The sequence below is a fragment of the Agrobacterium sp. BT-220-3 genome (genome assembly GCF_025910175.1).
Lineage (GTDB): Bacteria > Pseudomonadota > Alphaproteobacteria > Rhizobiales > Rhizobiaceae > Agrobacterium > Agrobacterium oryzihabitans.
Genome location: NZ_JAPAIX010000002.1, coordinates 222,696 through 238,827 on the forward strand (window position 1 = coordinate 222,696; position 16,132 = coordinate 238,827).

At 59.6% G+C, this 16,132-nt stretch carries 12 protein-coding genes and 1 pseudogene; 10 read left to right on the plus strand and 3 right to left on the minus strand.

Annotated features, from left to right (window positions below; genetic code table 11):
* Window positions 1-79: 79 nt before the first annotated feature.
* The 7 genes and pseudogenes from OK142_RS07595 to OK142_RS07625 all read left to right on the plus strand — a co-directional run bounded on the left by OK142_RS07595 (window position 80) and on the right by OK142_RS07625 (window position 8,835).
* On the plus strand, window positions 80-2,368 hold the full coding sequence (locus tag OK142_RS07595) for an NADP-dependent malic enzyme (protein ID WP_003500574.1): 2,289 nt from the start codon (window positions 80-82) through the stop codon (window positions 2,366-2,368).
* A gap of 408 nt (window positions 2,369-2,776) precedes the next feature.
* Window positions 2,777-3,617: pseudogene (locus OK142_RS07600) on the plus strand (transporter substrate-binding domain-containing protein).
* Between the two features lie 193 nt (window positions 3,618-3,810).
* A complete protein-coding gene (locus OK142_RS07605; protein WP_498681943.1) occupies window positions 3,811-4,554 on the plus strand; it encodes an amino acid ABC transporter permease in 744 nt (247 codons plus the stop codon).
* Window positions 4,551-5,333, plus strand: a complete 783-nt coding sequence (locus OK142_RS07610) for an amino acid ABC transporter permease (RefSeq protein ID WP_498681945.1) — start codon at window positions 4,551-4,553, stop codon at window positions 5,331-5,333. Before OK142_RS07605 ends, OK142_RS07610 begins: the two co-directional genes overlap by 4 nt.
* A 12-nt stretch (window positions 5,334-5,345) precedes the next feature.
* Complete coding sequence (locus OK142_RS07615; protein WP_498681946.1) at window positions 5,346-6,146, plus strand: amino acid ABC transporter ATP-binding protein; 801 nt, start codon at window positions 5,346-5,348, stop codon at window positions 6,144-6,146.
* 4 nt (window positions 6,147-6,150) lie between these two features.
* Window positions 6,151-7,497, plus strand: coding sequence for an MmgE/PrpD family protein (locus OK142_RS07620; RefSeq protein WP_498681948.1), 1,347 nt, complete (start codon window positions 6,151-6,153; stop codon window positions 7,495-7,497).
* An 18-nt stretch (window positions 7,498-7,515) separates the two neighbouring features.
* Window positions 7,516-8,835, plus strand: coding sequence for an LLM class flavin-dependent oxidoreductase (locus tag OK142_RS07625; RefSeq protein WP_498681950.1), 1,320 nt, complete (start codon window positions 7,516-7,518; stop codon window positions 8,833-8,835).
* Between the two features lie 79 nt (window positions 8,836-8,914).
* On the opposite strand, the gene OK142_RS07630 is transcribed toward OK142_RS07625, so the two are convergent.
* A complete protein-coding gene (locus tag OK142_RS07630; protein WP_498681952.1) occupies window positions 8,915-10,651 on the minus strand; it encodes a methyl-accepting chemotaxis protein in 1,737 nt (578 codons plus the stop codon).
* A gap of 331 nt (window positions 10,652-10,982) precedes the next feature.
* Here OK142_RS07630 and OK142_RS07635 point away from each other — a divergent pair, with 331 nt between their 5' ends.
* Window positions 10,983-12,236: an NAD(P)/FAD-dependent oxidoreductase gene (locus OK142_RS07635; RefSeq protein WP_498681954.1), complete on the plus strand. Its 1,254-nt coding sequence runs from the start codon at window positions 10,983-10,985 to the stop codon at window positions 12,234-12,236.
* A gap of 60 nt (window positions 12,237-12,296) precedes the next feature.
* Here OK142_RS07635 and OK142_RS07640 read toward each other — a convergent pair whose 3' ends face one another.
* Together OK142_RS07640 and OK142_RS07645 are read right to left on the minus strand one after the other, a co-directional pair.
* On the minus strand, window positions 12,297-12,830 hold the full coding sequence (locus OK142_RS07640; RefSeq protein WP_498681956.1) for a hypothetical protein: 534 nt from the start codon (window positions 12,828-12,830) through the stop codon (window positions 12,297-12,299).
* Between the two features lie 48 nt (window positions 12,831-12,878).
* Window positions 12,879-13,103 (minus strand): aa3-type cytochrome c oxidase subunit IV, encoded by a 225-nt coding sequence (locus OK142_RS07645; RefSeq protein WP_082185721.1) that lies wholly within the window; start codon window positions 13,101-13,103, stop codon window positions 12,879-12,881.
* Window positions 13,104-13,521: 418 nt separating this feature from the next.
* Here OK142_RS07645 and OK142_RS07650 point away from each other — a divergent pair, with 418 nt between their 5' ends.
* Together OK142_RS07650 and OK142_RS07655 are read left to right on the plus strand one after the other, a co-directional pair.
* Entirely contained in the window at window positions 13,522-14,091 is a 570-nt protein-coding gene (locus OK142_RS07650; protein WP_137038929.1) for a TRAP transporter small permease subunit, read from the plus strand.
* Window position 14,092: 1 nt separating this feature from the next.
* The gene (locus tag OK142_RS07655) at window positions 14,093-15,943 is read left to right on the plus strand and encodes a TRAP transporter large permease (RefSeq protein WP_498681957.1); all 1,851 of its coding nucleotides are present in this window, start codon (window positions 14,093-14,095) and stop codon (window positions 15,941-15,943) included.
* The last annotated feature ends 189 nt before the right edge of the window (window positions 15,944-16,132 follow it).

Below are 16,132 nucleotides of genomic sequence, written 5' to 3' on the forward strand. Positions count from 1 at the left end.
GCTTGGCAGGGGCGCGAAAAATACAATAACAACGGCGGATATTTTTACATTAATATCGACAGGAAAGCACGCTCAGCCCATGTCCGACACGACAAAGCCCGCCAGCACCAGAACATCGGTTACGGATCAGGAAGCACTGGATTTCCACGCCCAGGGCAGACCGGGGAAACTGGAAATCACCCCGACCAAGCCGATGGCAACGCAGCGGGATCTGTCGCTCGCCTATTCGCCTGGCGTGGCCGTGCCGGTGAAAGCGATCGCCGAAAATCCGGCAACCGCTTACGACTATACGACGCGCGGCAACATGGTTGCGGTCATCTCCAACGGCACGGCGATCCTAGGTCTCGGCAATCTTGGCGCGCTCGCCTCCAAGCCCGTCATGGAGGGCAAGTCGGTTCTGTTCAAGCGCTTTGCCGACGTCGATTCCATCGACCTTGAAGTCGATACCGAAGACGCCGATGAATTCATCAATTGCGTGCGTTACCTTGGCCCCTCCTTCGGCGGCATCAATCTGGAAGACATCAAGGCGCCGGAATGTTTCATCATCGAAAGCCGCCTGCGCGAGCTGATGGACATTCCCGTTTTCCATGACGACCAGCACGGCACCGCCATCATCGCCGCCGCCGGCCTTATCAACGCCATCGAACTGACCGGCCGCGACTTCAAGACGACGAAACTCGTCTGCAATGGCGCCGGTGCCGCGGCAATCGCCTGCATGGACCTCATCAAGGCCATGGGTTTCAACCCCGAAAACATCACGCTTTGCGACACCAAGGGCGTGATCTATCAGGGCCGCACCGAAGGCATGAACCAATGGAAATCCGCGCACGCGGTGAAGACGGACAACCGCACGCTGACTGAAGCCATGAAGGGTGCGGATGTCGTATTCGGCCTCTCCCAGAAGGGCGCTTTCACCGAAGAGATGATCCGCTCCATGGCGCCGAAGCCGATCATCTTCGCCATGGCGAACCCCGATCCGGAAATCACACCTGAAGAAGTCTCGCGCATCCGCGACGACGCCATCATGGCGACCGGGCGCTCGGATTATCCGAACCAGGTCAACAACGTCCTCGGCTTTCCCTATATCTTCCGTGGCGCGCTCGATGTTCGCGCCAGCCAGATCAACGACGCGATGAAGATTGCCGCAGCGCAGGCGCTGGCCGATCTCGCCCGCGAAGACGTGCCGGATGACGTGGCAGCCGCCTATCAGGGCAATCGCCCGCGCTTCGGATCACAATACATCATCCCGGTTCCCTTCGATCCGCGCCTGATCTCGGCCATTCCGGTGGCTGTCGCCAAGGCCGCCATCGAAACCGGTGTCGCCCGCCGTGAACTGCCAGACCTCGACGCCTATGCCCGCGAGCTTTCCGCCCGCCGTGACCCCATGGCCTCTACCACGCAGCGCCTTTACGAGCGGGTGCGCCGCTCGCCGAAGCGGGTTGTCTTTGCGGAAGCCGAAGAAGAACAGGTCATGCGTGCGGCGATTTCCTTCACTGCGCAGGGCCTCGGCACCGCCATCCTGCTCGGCCGTGACGATATCATCAAGGCCAATGCGGAACGCGCCGGCATCGATCTCGACCGCGCCAATATCGAGATCACCAATGCGCGTCTTTCCAGCCGCGTCGATGCCTATGTGGATTATCTCTATGCGCGTCTGCAACGCGGCGGTTTCCTGCTGCGCGACGTGCAACGTCTGGTCCACAACGACCGTAACCATTTCGCCGCCTGCATGGTGGCGATGGGCGATGCGGATGCCGTCGTCACCGGCGTGACCCGCAACTATTCAACAGCGCTCGAAGACATCCGCCGCTGCATCAACACCAAGCCCGGCCACCGCGTCATCGGCGTTTCACTGGTGGTCTCGCGCAACCGTACGGTCTTCGTGGCCGATACCGCCGTGCATGACATGCCGAACGCGGAAGATCTTGCCGATATCGCCGAAGAGGCAGCCGGCCTCGCCCGCCGTTTCGGCTACGAGCCGCGCGTGGCCATGCTCGCCTACTCCACATTTGGCCAGCCGACCGGAGAACGCTCCGACAAGGTGCGTGAGGCGGTGAAAATCCTCGACAGGCGCAACGTCAATTTCGAGGTCGACGGCGAAATGTCGGCCGATGTGGCGCTGAACCATCACCGCATGCAGAGCCAGTATCCCTTCGCCCGGCTTTCCGGCCCGGCCAATGTGCTGGTCATGCCCGCCATTCATTCCGCCTCCATCTCCACCAAGATGCTGCAGGAACTGGGCGGCGCAACCGTCATCGGCCCACTCCTCGTCGGCCTCGACAAATCGGTGCAGATCACCTCGATGGGAGCGAAGGACAGCGATATCGTCAACATGGCGGCGATTGCGGCCTATAATGCCGGCCGTTGACGACGGGGCACAACGTTTGCGGCACGTTTCTTCTCCCCGCCGGGGAGAAGGTGGCCCGAAGGATCGGATGAGGGGGCAACGTTGCCGGATTTCGGAGAGCTTGCCCCCTCATCCCGCTGCCACGACCTTCTCCCCGGCGGGGAGAAGAAACAAGCGGCATTCGCTCGTTCTCCCTGTGACCATTTGGCCCGCAGACACCATCTGGACGATCCTCCCGCCCTCACGGCCAAACGTAAAACAACGGATGAAAAGAACAGGATTCTACGATTTCAAATTATTGGGATAATTTTTCTTCCTGAAAGATTTATTGGAACCGGATTTTATTCATACTATTTTTCACGCAATGCCAATCCTCGCTCTTGGCGGGTGCCTCATGTAGTTTCCTCCTACAATCAAAAGGAAATACCCATGGCCTTCTCTTTCTCCAGTTTTGCCGCAAAACTCATCGCCGGAACCGTCGTTGTCGCTTCGCTGGCCACCGCCGCTCACGCGGATGCGACGCTCGACCGTATCAAGGGTCGTGGCAAGCTCACCGTCGGCGTCATCCCTCTCCGGCGCGCCTTTCGGCTTCATCGATCCGAAGACGCAGGAGCAGAAGGGCCTCAACATTGACGTCGCCAAGGCGCTGGCCGCCGGTCTCGGTGTGGAACTGGTGACCGAAACCGTGACCCCGCCCAACCGCGTGCAGTTCCTGCAGCAGGGCAAGGTCGATATTCTGATCGCCAACATGCAGTATACGGAAGAGCGCGCCAAAACGCTTGACTATGTGCCGACACCCTATGACCGCCAAGGTGGCGCCGCCATCGGCCGCAAGGATTCGGGCATCAAGGACTGGCCGGATCTGAAGGGCAAGATCGCCTGCGTTTCGCAGGGCTCGAACTACACGCAGCCGCTGATCGAGCAATATGGCGCGCAGGTAAAGGCGCTGCCGAGCCAGCCGGAATCGCTGCTGGCGCTGAAGGGCGGCAATTGCGATGTTTCCGTACACGTCAACGGCACGCTGAGCCTGATGCTCCAGGACCGCGCCGATGAGTGGAAGGATTACGGCATCCTCATCCCCACCGACCTTATCCCTTCGGACTCCGTCATCTGGCTGCGCAAGGGCGAGGCCGACACGCAGGCTGCCCTCGACAAGATCGTCAAGGAACTGCACGCATCCGGCAAGATGATCGAATTCGCCAAGGCCAACCGCCTGCCGAGCATCGGCTATATGGAAGAGCGGAAGACGAAGCTTTCGGCCGCGCAATAAGACCGGCGCAGGGTCTCTCCGTTCCTTGCCTCTCCTCCGCCGCAGGGTGAGGATGATGCCGAACAGGCGGGGTGACTTCCCATGACCATCAGGAACGGCTGGTTTCGCCCGCCGTTCTTTTCTGCTTTATAGCAAGACAGGCCATTCTGGCGCCGCCTGCCGGGCGGCACCGCGATAACAGCATGGATTTCCGATGCAGGATGCATTTATAGCGCGCTTCATTGAACTCGCCGCGCATATCGGCCTCAACTATGATTTTCTGAACAGCGGTTACGAGGTTCAGATCTGGCTCGACGGCATGAAGATGACGCTGATCCTCGTGGCCGTCACCCTGCCGCTCAGCCTCATCTTTGGTTTCATTTTCGCGGCCATGCTCACCTCCGGCAAGGTCTGGCTCGCCGGGCCCGTGCGTGCCTATGTGGAACTGACGCGCAATACACCGACGCTGGTGCAGCTGATGTGCGGCTTCCTCGTGCTCAACATGCTGATTTCCAATGTGCTCGGCGGGGCACAGAACAATCCGCTGACACCGTTCTTCTGGGTCGTCGCCATCACCGGCCTGCATATTGCCGCCTTCCATGCGGAGGCGTTGCGCGGCGGCATCGAGGCGGTGCCGGCCACCACCATCGAGGCGGCGCGCGCCATCGGCTTCAGCTCCTTCGAGGTGCTGCGTTACGTGGAGTTACCGCTGGCGATCCGCACTGCGCTCCCCTCCATCATCAACAATCTCGTCAATCTGGTGAAGCTCACCACCGTCGGCTCGGCGATTGCGGTCGGTGAAATCACCTATGCCTCGATCCTGATCTGGACGCAGCGCGACAATGTGGTCGAGCTGATGCTCGTCATCCTCCTTTTCTTCAGCGTCATCAATTTCATCGTCGCAAGGGTGGGCCTTTGGCTCGAGCGGCGTCTTGCGGTTCCGGGGTTCGGTCAATGAGCGCGGTAGTTTCCCAGCAGCAGGCGGCAAAAAAGCTGCCCTTCGGCACCATTCTCCTGTGCGCCGTGCTCGTTGCCGTCGTGCTGTGGCTGGTCCTCGATCCTTCGCTCGGCCAGGTGCTGCTGCAATGGCTGCCCTATCTCGGTAAGGGTTTCGCGATGAATGTGCTGATCAGCATTCTGGCGATCGCCATCGGCACCTTCATCGGCGTCCTCCTCGGCATCATGGAGCTTGCACCCTATCGTCTGGTGCGCGCACCCGCACTCACCTATGTGCAGATCTTCCGCAACGCGCCGCATCTGGTGCTGATTTTCGCCGCGACCTACATCTTCCCCTTCGAGATCGTCGCCTTCGGCAACTACATTCCCTTCCCGGACTGGATCAAGGCCGTCGTCGGCCTTGCCATTCCGGCTAGCGCCCATATCGCCGAAATTACCCGCGGCGCCATCCAGTCGATCCCGACAGCGCAATGGGAAGCGGCGCAGGGCCTCGGCTTTTCGCGTAACCAGACGCTGCGCTGGATCATCCTGCCGCAATGCGTGAAGCGCTCGCTGCCACCATGGATGAATCTCTATGCATCGATCACCATGGGCACGGCGCTTGCCTCTCTGGTCGGCGTGCATGAACTTCTTCATGCGGCAACGGATGCCAGCACCGCCGTGCAACGCAATGATTTCACCGTCGTGGTCTATCTCACCGTCCTGATGGCATTCTTCCTGTTCTGCTATCCCGTATCCCGTTTCACGCAGCGCCTCGAGCGGCGCTTCGCTTCCCGCTGATTGGAACAAGCCATGTCCGCATCCGCACCACAAACCGCCGCCAAAGCTCTGGTTGAGCTTGAAGGCGTACACCTGTCCTTCGGCGACAATCAGGTCCTGAAGGGTATTGATCTGACGGTGAACAAGGGTGACGCCGTTTCCATCATCGGCCCATCCGGCTCCGGCAAATCCACGATCCTGCGCTGCATCAACGGCCTGCTGATCCCGCAATCCGGCAAGATCACCGTCAGCGGCACCCGGGTGGACCTGTTAAAGACCGAGGCGGAGCGTATCGCGCTGCGCAAGCGCATCGGCATCGTCTTCCAGCAGTTCAACCTCTTCCCGCATCTGACGGTGATGGAAAACATCACCATCGCACCGATCAAAATCCTCGGCACGCCGAAGGCGGAAGCCGAACGCCATGCCCGCGAACTGCTGGAAAAAGTCCGTCTTTCCCAAAAGGTCGACGCCTATCCCGGCCAGCTTTCCGGCGGCCAGCAGCAGCGCGTGGCGATTGCACGCGCACTTGCCATGCGGCCGGAACTGGTGCTGTTCGACGAGGTCACCTCCGCGCTCGACCCGGAAACCGTGGGTGAAGTGCTCGCCGTCATCCGCGATCTCGTCAATGACGGCATGACCAGCATTCTCGTCACCCATGAAATGCGCTTTGCCGAGGAAATCAGCGACAATATCGTCTTCACCGAAAACGGCCTGATCGTCGATCAGGGTACGCCGGAGCATATCTTCTACAAGTCGACCAATCCTCGTATCAATGCCTTCGTCAAGGGTCTCGGGGGACAGGTGGCGCGGGTCACTGACGGCGAAGGGATCTGACGCCATGACAGCCGACGAAAAACTCACCCTTCATCTGGCCGAAGCCATCGCCGCCTCCGATCCGCTGCGTGACGACGAAGCGGTGACAATCGCCCGCACCGCGCTGATCGACTTTTTCGCCTGCGTGTTGGGCGGCGCTTCGGACAGAAGCACGAAAATCCTCATCGACACTTTTACACCGGGCACATCAGGCACCGCAGGCGTTATCGGCCATGATCTGCGCACGGATGCCTTTACCGCAGCCCTCATCAATAGCCATGCCGGGCATGTGCTTGACTATGACGATGTCCATGGCAGCGTACGCGGCCACCCCACCGTCGCCATCATTCCCGCCCTGCTGACTGTTGCGGTCGAGGAAGGTTCGACGGCCGACGCCTTCATCGCCGCTTATATCGTCGGGCTCGAAACCATGGCGCGGCTTGGCCTCTCACTCGGCACCAAACATTATGAAAACGGCTTCCATGCCACGGCCACGCTTGGTCCGATCGGTGCTGCGGCAGCCATCGCCCATCTTCTGAAATTCGACCCGCAAACCACGGCGGTGGCGCTCGGGCTTGCCGCCACGCAATCGGCCGGGCTGCGCCTGCAATTCGGGTTTGATGCGAAGCCCCTGCATGCCGGGCTTGCCACGCGCGCCGGCCTAACGGCCGCGCGGCTGGCACGATCAGGGTTTCAGGGCGCACCGGATTTTCTGGAAAATCCCATCGGCTTTTATTCCGCCTTTGCCTTCGGCGCGGAGCAGCCCAAGCGGGTTCTCTCCGGATGGGGCGCACCATGGCAGATCGTCTCTCCGGGATTGACGCTCAAGGCCTTTCCCTGCTGCACCGCCAGCCACCCGGTCGCCGTCGGCGCAATTGCCCTGCGCAACGCGCATGAACTGACGCCGGACGAGGTCGAAACCGTCGTCATAACCTTTCCGCCCGGCGGCGATGCCGCCCTTGTCGGTTCAGCCTCGCCCGCCACCGGCATCGATGCGCGCTTCAGCGCCGAATATGTCTTTGCCGCAGCGCTGGCAGATGGCGCACTCGGCATCAGCCATTTCGACGAACGCCCGGCGCGCGTCGACCTGCTCGAACTCTCCGCCAAAGTCTCGCGTCAGCATGATGAAACCGCTCGACGCCTCTCACCCGATCCGACCACCCGTTTCGTCGTCATCGACGTGACGAAGAAGGATGGCACGGTGCTATCGCGCCGTATCGACGGCCTTCCGGGCATCGATGACCCGACGGAAAAATTTGCCGACGCCACCGGTGGCAGTGAAAAATTCGCCGGAATTCCGGCACTGGTGCGGTCCATGAAAACCGCAGCCGACCTCAGGAAGCTCGATACGCTTCTGGCAACACAGATATAACTCGACCGACATGAAGGCATGATCCCCATGACCACCACGACCCGCAAAAGACAGATGCATCTCGGCCTTTTCCTGCAGGGCGCCGGACACCACGTTTCCGGCTGGCGCCACCCGGATGCGGAAGCCGGCAGCGAGAATTTCGATCTCCTGACCCGTGTTACGAAAATGGCCGAGGCGGCGAAGTTCGACATGGTATTCCTCGCCGATGGCCTCACCAGCGGCGTCGACGCCCATCCCTCGATGATCGCCCGTTTCGAGCCGCTGACCCTGCTGGCAGCGCTTGCGATGGTGACCGACAAGATCGGTCTCGCCGCCACCGCCTCCACTACTTACGGCGAGCCCTACCACACCGCCCGCGCCTTCGCTTCCATCGACCATCTGAGCCACGGCCGCGCAGCGTGGAACATCGTCACCACCTCCTATGCCCGCACGGCGGCAAACTTTTCCAAGGACCACCCCGAGCATGACGAGCGTTATGCGGTGGCGGAAGAATATGTGAATGTGGTGCGCGGTCTGTGGGACAGCTGGGATGACGACGCTTTCGTCAAGGACAAGCAGGCAGGTCGTTACGTCGATCCGGAAAAGGTGCATATTCTCAACCACGAAGGCAAATATTTCACGGTCAAGGGACCGCTCAATATTCCGCGCTCGCCGCAGGGGCACCCGGTTCTCATTCAGGCCGGCTCCTCCGGCCCGGGACAGGACCTCGCCGCCCGCACCGCCGATATCGTCTTCACCGCCCAGCAGGCTATTTCCGAAGCGCAGGCCTTCTATACGAGCCTCAAGGCGCGCGTGGAAAAATTCGGCCGCGATCCGGCAAGCGTTGCTGTTATGCCGGGCTTCATGCCGATCATTGGCAAGAGCTTCGAAGAGGCAGGCGAAAAGCTGAAGGAGCTGAACCGCTGGACCGACATCAAGAGCGCCATGCCGCTGCTTGAAGAGCGCATCGGCCACAGCCTTGCCGAATACGATCTCGACGGCCCCTTGCCGGACCTGCCGATCTCCGACCAGCTGCGCAGCCGCGCCGAACTTCTGACCGAGCTGGCGCGCCGCGAAAAGCTGACAATCCGTGAACTTGCGCTGCGCGTTGCCGCAGGTCGCGGCCACCACATCGTCATGGGCACGGCAAAAGACGTGGCCGACCGCATGCAGGAATGGTTCGAAAACGGCGCCGCCGACGGCTTCAACGTTATGCCGCCCTTCTTCCCCGGCGGGCTGGAGGAATTCAACCGCGAAGTGGTGCCGCTGCTGCAGGAACGCGGCCTGTTCCGCCGGGAGTACGAAGGCTCGACGCTGCGCGATCACCTCGGCATCGAACGACCGGCATTGCGCGGATGACGGAATGCGGATGCCTCACCAGACGCATCCGCATCACCAAACCTCATCAACACGTTGAAGCGGGCAAAAGCCCGCCCCTTCACGCGGCCGCTCGCCCCGGCTGCTGATCGCGCCGGCCAGGATTCGAAAACTCCGACCGGATGGACGACCCGTCTTCGCGCTGGGTCGTGCGGCGGTTGAGTTTGAACAGGCTGACAAGCTGTGCGAGCACATCGGCTCCCTGCGCCAGCGTGGTGCTGATCACGGTGGTGCGGGCGCTCATGGCGGCGTTCTCCTGCGTCATCCGGTCGAGCCGGTTAACCGCCTTGTTGATTTCGCCGATGCCGATGGCCTGTTCGTCGGCTGCCTTGGCAATCATGTCGACGTTGCCGTCGATATGCCTTACCAGCGCGTCGATCTGCTTCAATGCCTCGCCGGTCTCGCCCACCAGCCTGACGCCCTCGAGAACCTCGGTGCCGGAATTGTTGATGAGCGCCTTGATTTCCTTTGCGGCATTGGCGGAGCGCTGGGCAAGTTCGCGCACTTCCTGCGCCACCACGGCAAAGCCCTTGCCGGCTTCGCCCGCACGCGCCGCTTCCACGCCGGCGTTCAGCGCCAGAAGGTTCGTCTGGAAGGCAATCTCATCGATTACGCCAATGATCTGGCTGATTTCACGCGATGCCGTCTCGATGCGCTGCATGGCGTTGACGGTCCGTTCGACGACTTCGGTTGAAGCAGCCGTGGATGTCCGGGCGCTCTGAACGAGCTTTCGGGTCTCTTTGGTATTTTCGGTCGATGAGCGAACCGTGGCGGTGATCTCTTCAAGCGCTGCCGAGGTTTCTTCGAGCGCTACCGCCTGCTCGCGCGAGCGCTCGGCGAGATTGACGGAGGCTTCGCTGACTTCCTGGCTGCTTCTGGTCAGATCGTCGGTCTGGCCGAGAACATTCTCCAGCGTCTTCTGGAATTCCGCGATGGATTTGTTGAAATCCCGGCGCAGCCTTTCAAATTCGCCCACGAATGGTTTGTCCAGCGTGACACGGATATTGCACTGTGAAAGCCGCTCGAGTGCAGCACCCAGTTCTTCAACCGCGTGCATCCGGTCGGTGACGTCGAAAGCAAATTTTACGACCTTGAAGACATGGCCCCGGTCATCGAGGATCGGATTATAGGAAGCCTGGATGAAGACGCGTTTACCATCCTTGCCAAGCCGCATGAACTGTCCGGACGAAAATCTGCCAGTCCGGAGCTCGTCCCAGAAGCTGCGATAATCCTGGGACTGGGCATAGGCCTGCTCGCAGAACATCGAATGATGTTTGCCGACGATTTCTTCCGCCGTGTAACCGAGTGCGGCCAGGAAATTCTCATTGGCGCTGAGGATTTTTCCGTCGGGTGTAAATTCGATCATGGCCTGCGCCCGGGAAAGTGCCGCCAGCTTGCCATCATCCTCGGCGCTCTTGCGCTTGATCGATGTGATGTCGGTTGCGATCTTGACGACCTTGTAAGGCTTGCCGAAACGGAAAACCGGATTGTAGGAGGCCTCGATCCAGATATCGTCGCCGTTCTTTGCGCGGCGCCGGTACTGGCCCTGATCATATTCGCCGCGCGACAGCTTTGCCCAGAAGGTCTTGTATTCTGCTGAGGCGGCGTCATCGGGAGACAGGAACATGCTGTGGCTCCGTCCGACGATTTCAGCCTCCTGATAGCCGATCGCCTTGCAGAAATTGTCATTTGCTTTCAAAATTTTGCCGGTCAGATCGAACTCGATGATGGCCTGAGAGCGGCTGAGTGCATCAAGCACCGCGGATGCATCCGTACCGAGTTTGAAAAATTGAGACATGCCTTTGAACCCCCAAAGATGACCAGTATGCGGACCTCTCCCCCTCGATGCTGGAGAGATGAAAAAACGGATCGGTCTGCCTGCACGCGCAACCTAGCGCGACACCGTTAAATAGCGATTAATAATGATCCATAACTATTGATCCGACGACTGAATCTGCCAGCGAAAAATTCTTCAGACACGCGCCCTTTACCTGTGAATCTTTCCCGGATGGGCACCGCTTATTTGCCACAGTGCTGATATTTCTGCAGCCGCGGCACAATGCGGCCTTTCATCCAGACAGCATTCGTTGTTATGGCGGGCCTGAAAGATTTGTGTTGCAGGAGCGCCGATGACCAAAACCCTGAAATGCGACGTGCTGGTGATCGGCAGCGGCATTATCGGTTCCATGGCGGCGCTTTACCTGCAAAATGCCGGGCGCGAGGTCGTTCTTCTGGAGCGCGGCGAAATCGCCCGCGGTGCGAGTTCCGGCAATGCCGGCATCCTGGCCTTTCCGGAAATCATTCCCATTCCCGCTCCCGGCATCATGAAAAAGGCACCGCGCTGGCTGTTCGACCCGCTCGGTCCTCTCAGCGTGCCGCCTGCCTATGCGGCGAGGATCGCCCCTTGGCTGTGGCGTTTCTGGCGCGCCAGCGCCGAGCGAAATTTCCGCTACGGCCTGAAGGCGCTCAGCGACATCAACCGGCTGGCGGCCACGGAAATGGCCCATGTCACCGCCATGCCGGAGCTTTCCCCCTTCGTGTCGAAGACCGGCACGCTCGATCTTTATGATAGCGAAACAAGCTTTAATGCCGCCCTCAAGGACTGGAATGAGAAGGAACAGGCCGGTTTCTCCTTTGAGCGCGTCGGCCGCGCCGAAATCGAGACGCTGCAGCCGGGTCTTGCGTCGCAGTTCCGTCATGCCATGTTCTCGCCGGACGGCCTGCAGGTCTCCGACCCTTACGATTTCACCCGTGCGATTTTCGATCTGGTGATCGCCCGTGGGGCAAGCCTTCGCAAGGGCGAGGCCGAACGCATCGATGCCGTTGGCGAAAGCACGATCGTCACGCTGGAAAACGGCGACAAGATCGACGCTGACAAGGTGGTGATCGCCTGCGGCGCATGGTCGAAGAAACTTGCCGCCACGCTTGGCAACATCGTGCCGCTGGAAACCGAGCGCGGTTACAACACCACCCTGCCTGCCGACGCCTTCAACGTTACGCGGCAGCTTTATTTCAACGACCATGGTTTCGTCGTGACGCCGCTGTCCTCCGGCATCCGCGTCGGCGGCGCTGTCGAACTTGGCGGGCTGGAGTTGAAACCGAATTTCAAACGCTCCGAAGCCATGCTCAAGAAGGCGGGACGTTTCCTGCCGGGCCTCAAGGTGGAAGGCGGCCGGCAATGGATGGGCTTTCGCCCGTCAATGCCGGACTGTCTTCCCGTCATCGGCACGGCGCGCACCACGCCATCCGTCATCTATGCCTTTGGCCACGGCCATCTGGGACTGACGCAATCGGCAGCCACCGCCCGCCTCGTGACGCAACTCGCAAGTGGCGAAGAGACCGCGATCTCGGTTGATCCCTTCCGTCCGGGGCGTTTTTCCTGAGCGTGCGGGATCCCGGCTAATGCCAGCTCGAGTGTTTCCGGTTTAAACCGAAACACTGCTTTATTTGACAGGCTGCATTGAATCTTCAGGGAACTTCACGTCAGCGAAGGCCGGATAGACCTTCCGCAGGATAGTCACCTGCTGGTGGTCGCTGACACGCAGCAAATACCAGTCTGCGTCATCGATCAGCGCCAGCGTGTGGGATTTCGCCTCTATCGTCTGGCCACCGGTTTCCATCACCGTTTTTGTCGGAATGAGCGCATAAGGCGTTCCGTCGGGCGTTTCCCCGACGCTGATCGCCCGTGTATCCATGGTGAATTCGGTTATCTTGACCGCCGCAAGCGCCATCTGCATCTGCGCCGTCAAGGCGCTGCGCAATTGGTCGACGGAAATACCCGCGTCGCCTGCAATGAACTCGAAGATTTTCGGCGGCACAGTCCTGCCGACGGTCTCGAAATCCTGCGTATTCAGCGCCGTGCTGAACCGTTCGATCTGCGTCTTGAGCTTGTCCTGCTCGGACGGCGAAAGATCGCGAGCCCAGGCATGATGCGACATCGCCGCCAGCAAGAGCAGACAGGATAACAGGCGTCTCATGGCTTTGCCTTTCGGGTTGGCCGGCACCGCTCCATTATGTGGGGTCGTTCAGCGCAGCAGCACGAAGCCTGCGGCCGAAAGGAAGACAAAGACGATCAATCCGCCAAGGAAACCGGCTGAGGTAAAGAAACCAGCGACCATGGCCAGCATCAGCACGCATACCAGCATCGTGCCATACTTCGTCATGGCCAGAAAAGCGTTATAGGTCTTTTCGTGCTCGCCGTAATTCATCTCGGCGCCAACTTCGACCGGACCCGTATGGTGTTCGCTCATTTCGCTTCCCCTTATGCTCCATCCGCAGATCCGCCGCGCAAGACCATCATCCTGCAAACAATGGCGGGCTTATGCCGGATTCTCCATCCGCAGAGGTAACATGAAGTCATGCAGAAGCGCAATGGATCGTCAGCCACCCGATTGCCTTCCGTAACGTTGGAAAAGTAAAATTAATGCACTGCAAATTGGGCGCATCCTGTAGCGCGCCAGATAAAATCAGTGCACGATAAATCGTTACAGGGTGCATGCCGTACAGAATTCTCGGAGGAAGAATGACCGTTCGGAGTTGCTTTTCGAAAAGCTGTTCAATAAGCACCCGCAAACAAGAAAAAATCGGACTTGCCGGTCGAAATGGCAAATAAAACGCCGATAAAAAAGCCGCGGTCCGGACCTTGGATCTGGTCCTGAGGAGGGGAAAGTGAAGTTTTTATTGGGAATAAGCCGGGCCGTCGACACGGTCACCACGGTTATCGGCCAATCTGTGTCCTGGTTATTGCTGGCCGCAGTGCTGATCAGCGCCACCAATGCGGTGGTGCGCAAGATGTTCGACATGTCGTCGAATGCTTGGCTCGAAGTTCAATGGTATCTTTACGGCACCGTTTTCATGCTGGCGGCAGCTTACGCGCTCCTCAAGAACGAGCATGTGAGGATCGACATACTGTCGTCCACGTGGTCGAAGCGCACGCGCGATATCGTCGACTTTGTCCTCCATATCATTTTCCTCGTTCCTTTCGCCGGCCTGATGACCTATCTCGCCTGGCCATGGTTCTGGAATTCCTTCAATTCTGGAGAAATGTCGTCCAATGCCGGCGGCCTTATCATCTGGCCCGCCAAGTTTGTCGTCCTTTTGGGCTTTGCCCTGCTTCTCGTCCAGGCATTCTCGGAAATCATCAAGCGTTATGCGGTGATTGCCGGATATATTGCCGATCCGCGTGAGACGGTACTGTCGGAATCCGAAGCAGAAACCAACGGAACGGCAGGAAACTGACATGATAGATCTGATTGCGCATAACCTGCCGCTGGTCATGTTCAGCAGCGTGATGCTGATGCTCTTGCTGGGCTATCCCGTCGCCTTTACGCTCGCCGCCGGCGGCCTCATCTATTTCGTACTGGGCGTGGAACTATCGTGGATTTCCCCGGAAATCCGACTGTTCTGGCCGCTATTGCAATCCCATCCCGAACGCATCTACGGGATCATGTACAACGACACCCTGCTGTCCATCCCGTTCTTCACATTCATGGGCATCATTCTTGAGCGCTCCCGCATGGCCGAAGATCTCCTCGATACGATCGGTCAGCTTTTCGGCCCTATTCGTGGCGGTCTCGCTTATGCGGTCATTCTTGTCGGCGCTCTGCTGGGCGCCACCACCGGCGTCGTAGCGGCTTCCGTCATGGCCATGGGCCTCATTTCGCTGCCGATCATGATGCGTTATGGTTATAATCGCCCCCTCGTCGCAGGCACCATTGCCGCTTCGGGCACTCTTGCGCAGATCGTTCCGCCCTCTCTGGTTCTGATCGTCATGGCGGACCAGCTCGGCCGCTCCGTCGGCGATATGTATGTCGGCGCGCTTTACCCCGCGCTTATGATCGTGGCGGCCTATTGCGCATATATCTTTGCGATCTCTATCTTCAAACCGTCACTCGTGCCCGCCCTTCCGAAGGAGGCCCGCACGCTTGGCAACGGCATTACCTCGCTTTTCGTGATGATCGCCATTTCGATAGCGCTATATTTCCTGGGCATGCACGTCCTCTTCTCCGGCATAAAAAGCCCTGAATGGCAGCTGGTCGCCGCGCTCGCCTTTGCCGTGGTCGCGGTTTATCTCGTCGCCCTCTTTAATAGCGCGGCAAGTACCAAGATCATTTCGCGCCTGGCTGAACAGGTCATCATCGTTCTGGTGCCGCCTCTGGCACTTATCTTTCTCGTTCTCGGCACAATCTTCCTCGGCATCGCCACACCGACCGAAGGCGGCGCGATGGGCGCAACCGGAGCACTGATCCTGGCGCTCGCCAAGGGCAGACTCTCCATTGCAACGGTCAAAAATGCGCTGGACGCGACAACGAAGCTTTCCGCCTTCGTTATGATGATCCTCATCGGCGCCCGCGTTTTCGGCCTCACCTTCTACGGCATCAATGGCAATGTCTGGATCGAAGAACTGCTGCTTGCCCTGCCCGGCGGGGAGTACGGCTTCCTGATCGTGGTCACGATCATTATTTTCATTCTTGGCTGCTTTCTGGATTTCTTCGAGATCGCCTTCATCATGGTGCCGTTGTTGGCGCCGGTGGCAGACAAGCTCGGGATCGATCTGGTATGGTTCGGCATCATTCTCGGCATCAACCTGCAAACCTCGTTCCTGACGCCCCCCTTCGGGTTTTCGCTATTCTTCCTGCGCTCCATCGCTCCGAACTCGACATGGGTGGACAAAGTGACGGGTAAAAAGATGCCCGGCGTGAAAACAACGGAAATCTATAAGGGGGTATTTCCCTATATCGTCATCCAGTTTGTGATGATCCTTGTGGTCATAGCGTTTCCCGGCCTAGTGATGAACTACAAGAGCAGCCACACCAGCGTCGATCCCAGTACGATCAAGATCGAGATACCCGGCGGCCCAGGAAGCGGCGGCTTGTCCCTGCCGCCTCTCGGCGGCGACGCTTCTCCGCAGCAGCCGTCCATCGGACTGCCGCCGCTCAACCTTGGCGGGCCGTCACCCACAACGCCAGGTCAGGAAAGTCAGCCACCGGCCTCGCAGCCGGCGCTCGGTCTGCCACCCCTTAATTTGGGTGGACCGCAACCGGAGAACACCCAGCCCGATCTTGGCCAACCGCCCAAGATCGGACCGTAACGGCATAGCGCAGCGTTGATCCGGGAGATCGGCCCGGCAGCGCTGCGCTTTCCCAACGCCCCGCAATGAATTCGCAACCAGTTGCACATTCATCTGGAGGCCTCGCGGCCCTGAAATCATTGCTGCAAACACACAAAAAGCCCCCGAGTCCGAAGCTTCGGGGGCTTTTTGCCGGTCCGCCTTTTACCG

Coding starts and splice junctions, on each gene's coding strand:
- OK142_RS07595 (WP_003500574.1), top strand. CDS start 80: ATGTCCGACACGACAAAGCCCGCCAGCACCAGAACATCGGTTACGGAT.
- OK142_RS07605 (WP_498681943.1), top strand. CDS start 3,811: ATGCAGGATGCATTTATAGCGCGCTTCATTGAACTCGCCGCGCATATC.
- OK142_RS07610 (WP_498681945.1), top strand. CDS start 4,551: ATGAGCGCGGTAGTTTCCCAGCAGCAGGCGGCAAAAAAGCTGCCCTTC.
- OK142_RS07615 (WP_498681946.1), top strand. CDS start 5,346: ATGTCCGCATCCGCACCACAAACCGCCGCCAAAGCTCTGGTTGAGCTT.
- OK142_RS07620 (WP_498681948.1), top strand. CDS start 6,151: ATGACAGCCGACGAAAAACTCACCCTTCATCTGGCCGAAGCCATCGCC.
- OK142_RS07625 (WP_498681950.1), top strand. CDS start 7,516: ATGATCCCCATGACCACCACGACCCGCAAAAGACAGATGCATCTCGGC.
- OK142_RS07630 (WP_498681952.1), bottom strand. CDS start 10,651: ATGTCTCAATTTTTCAAACTCGGTACGGATGCATCCGCGGTGCTTGAT.
- OK142_RS07635 (WP_498681954.1), top strand. CDS start 10,983: ATGACCAAAACCCTGAAATGCGACGTGCTGGTGATCGGCAGCGGCATT.
- OK142_RS07640 (WP_498681956.1), bottom strand. CDS start 12,830: ATGAGACGCCTGTTATCCTGTCTGCTCTTGCTGGCGGCGATGTCGCAT.
- OK142_RS07645 (WP_082185721.1), bottom strand. CDS start 13,103: ATGAGCGAACACCATACGGGTCCGGTCGAAGTTGGCGCCGAGATGAAT.
- OK142_RS07655 (WP_498681957.1), top strand. CDS start 14,093: ATGATAGATCTGATTGCGCATAACCTGCCGCTGGTCATGTTCAGCAGC.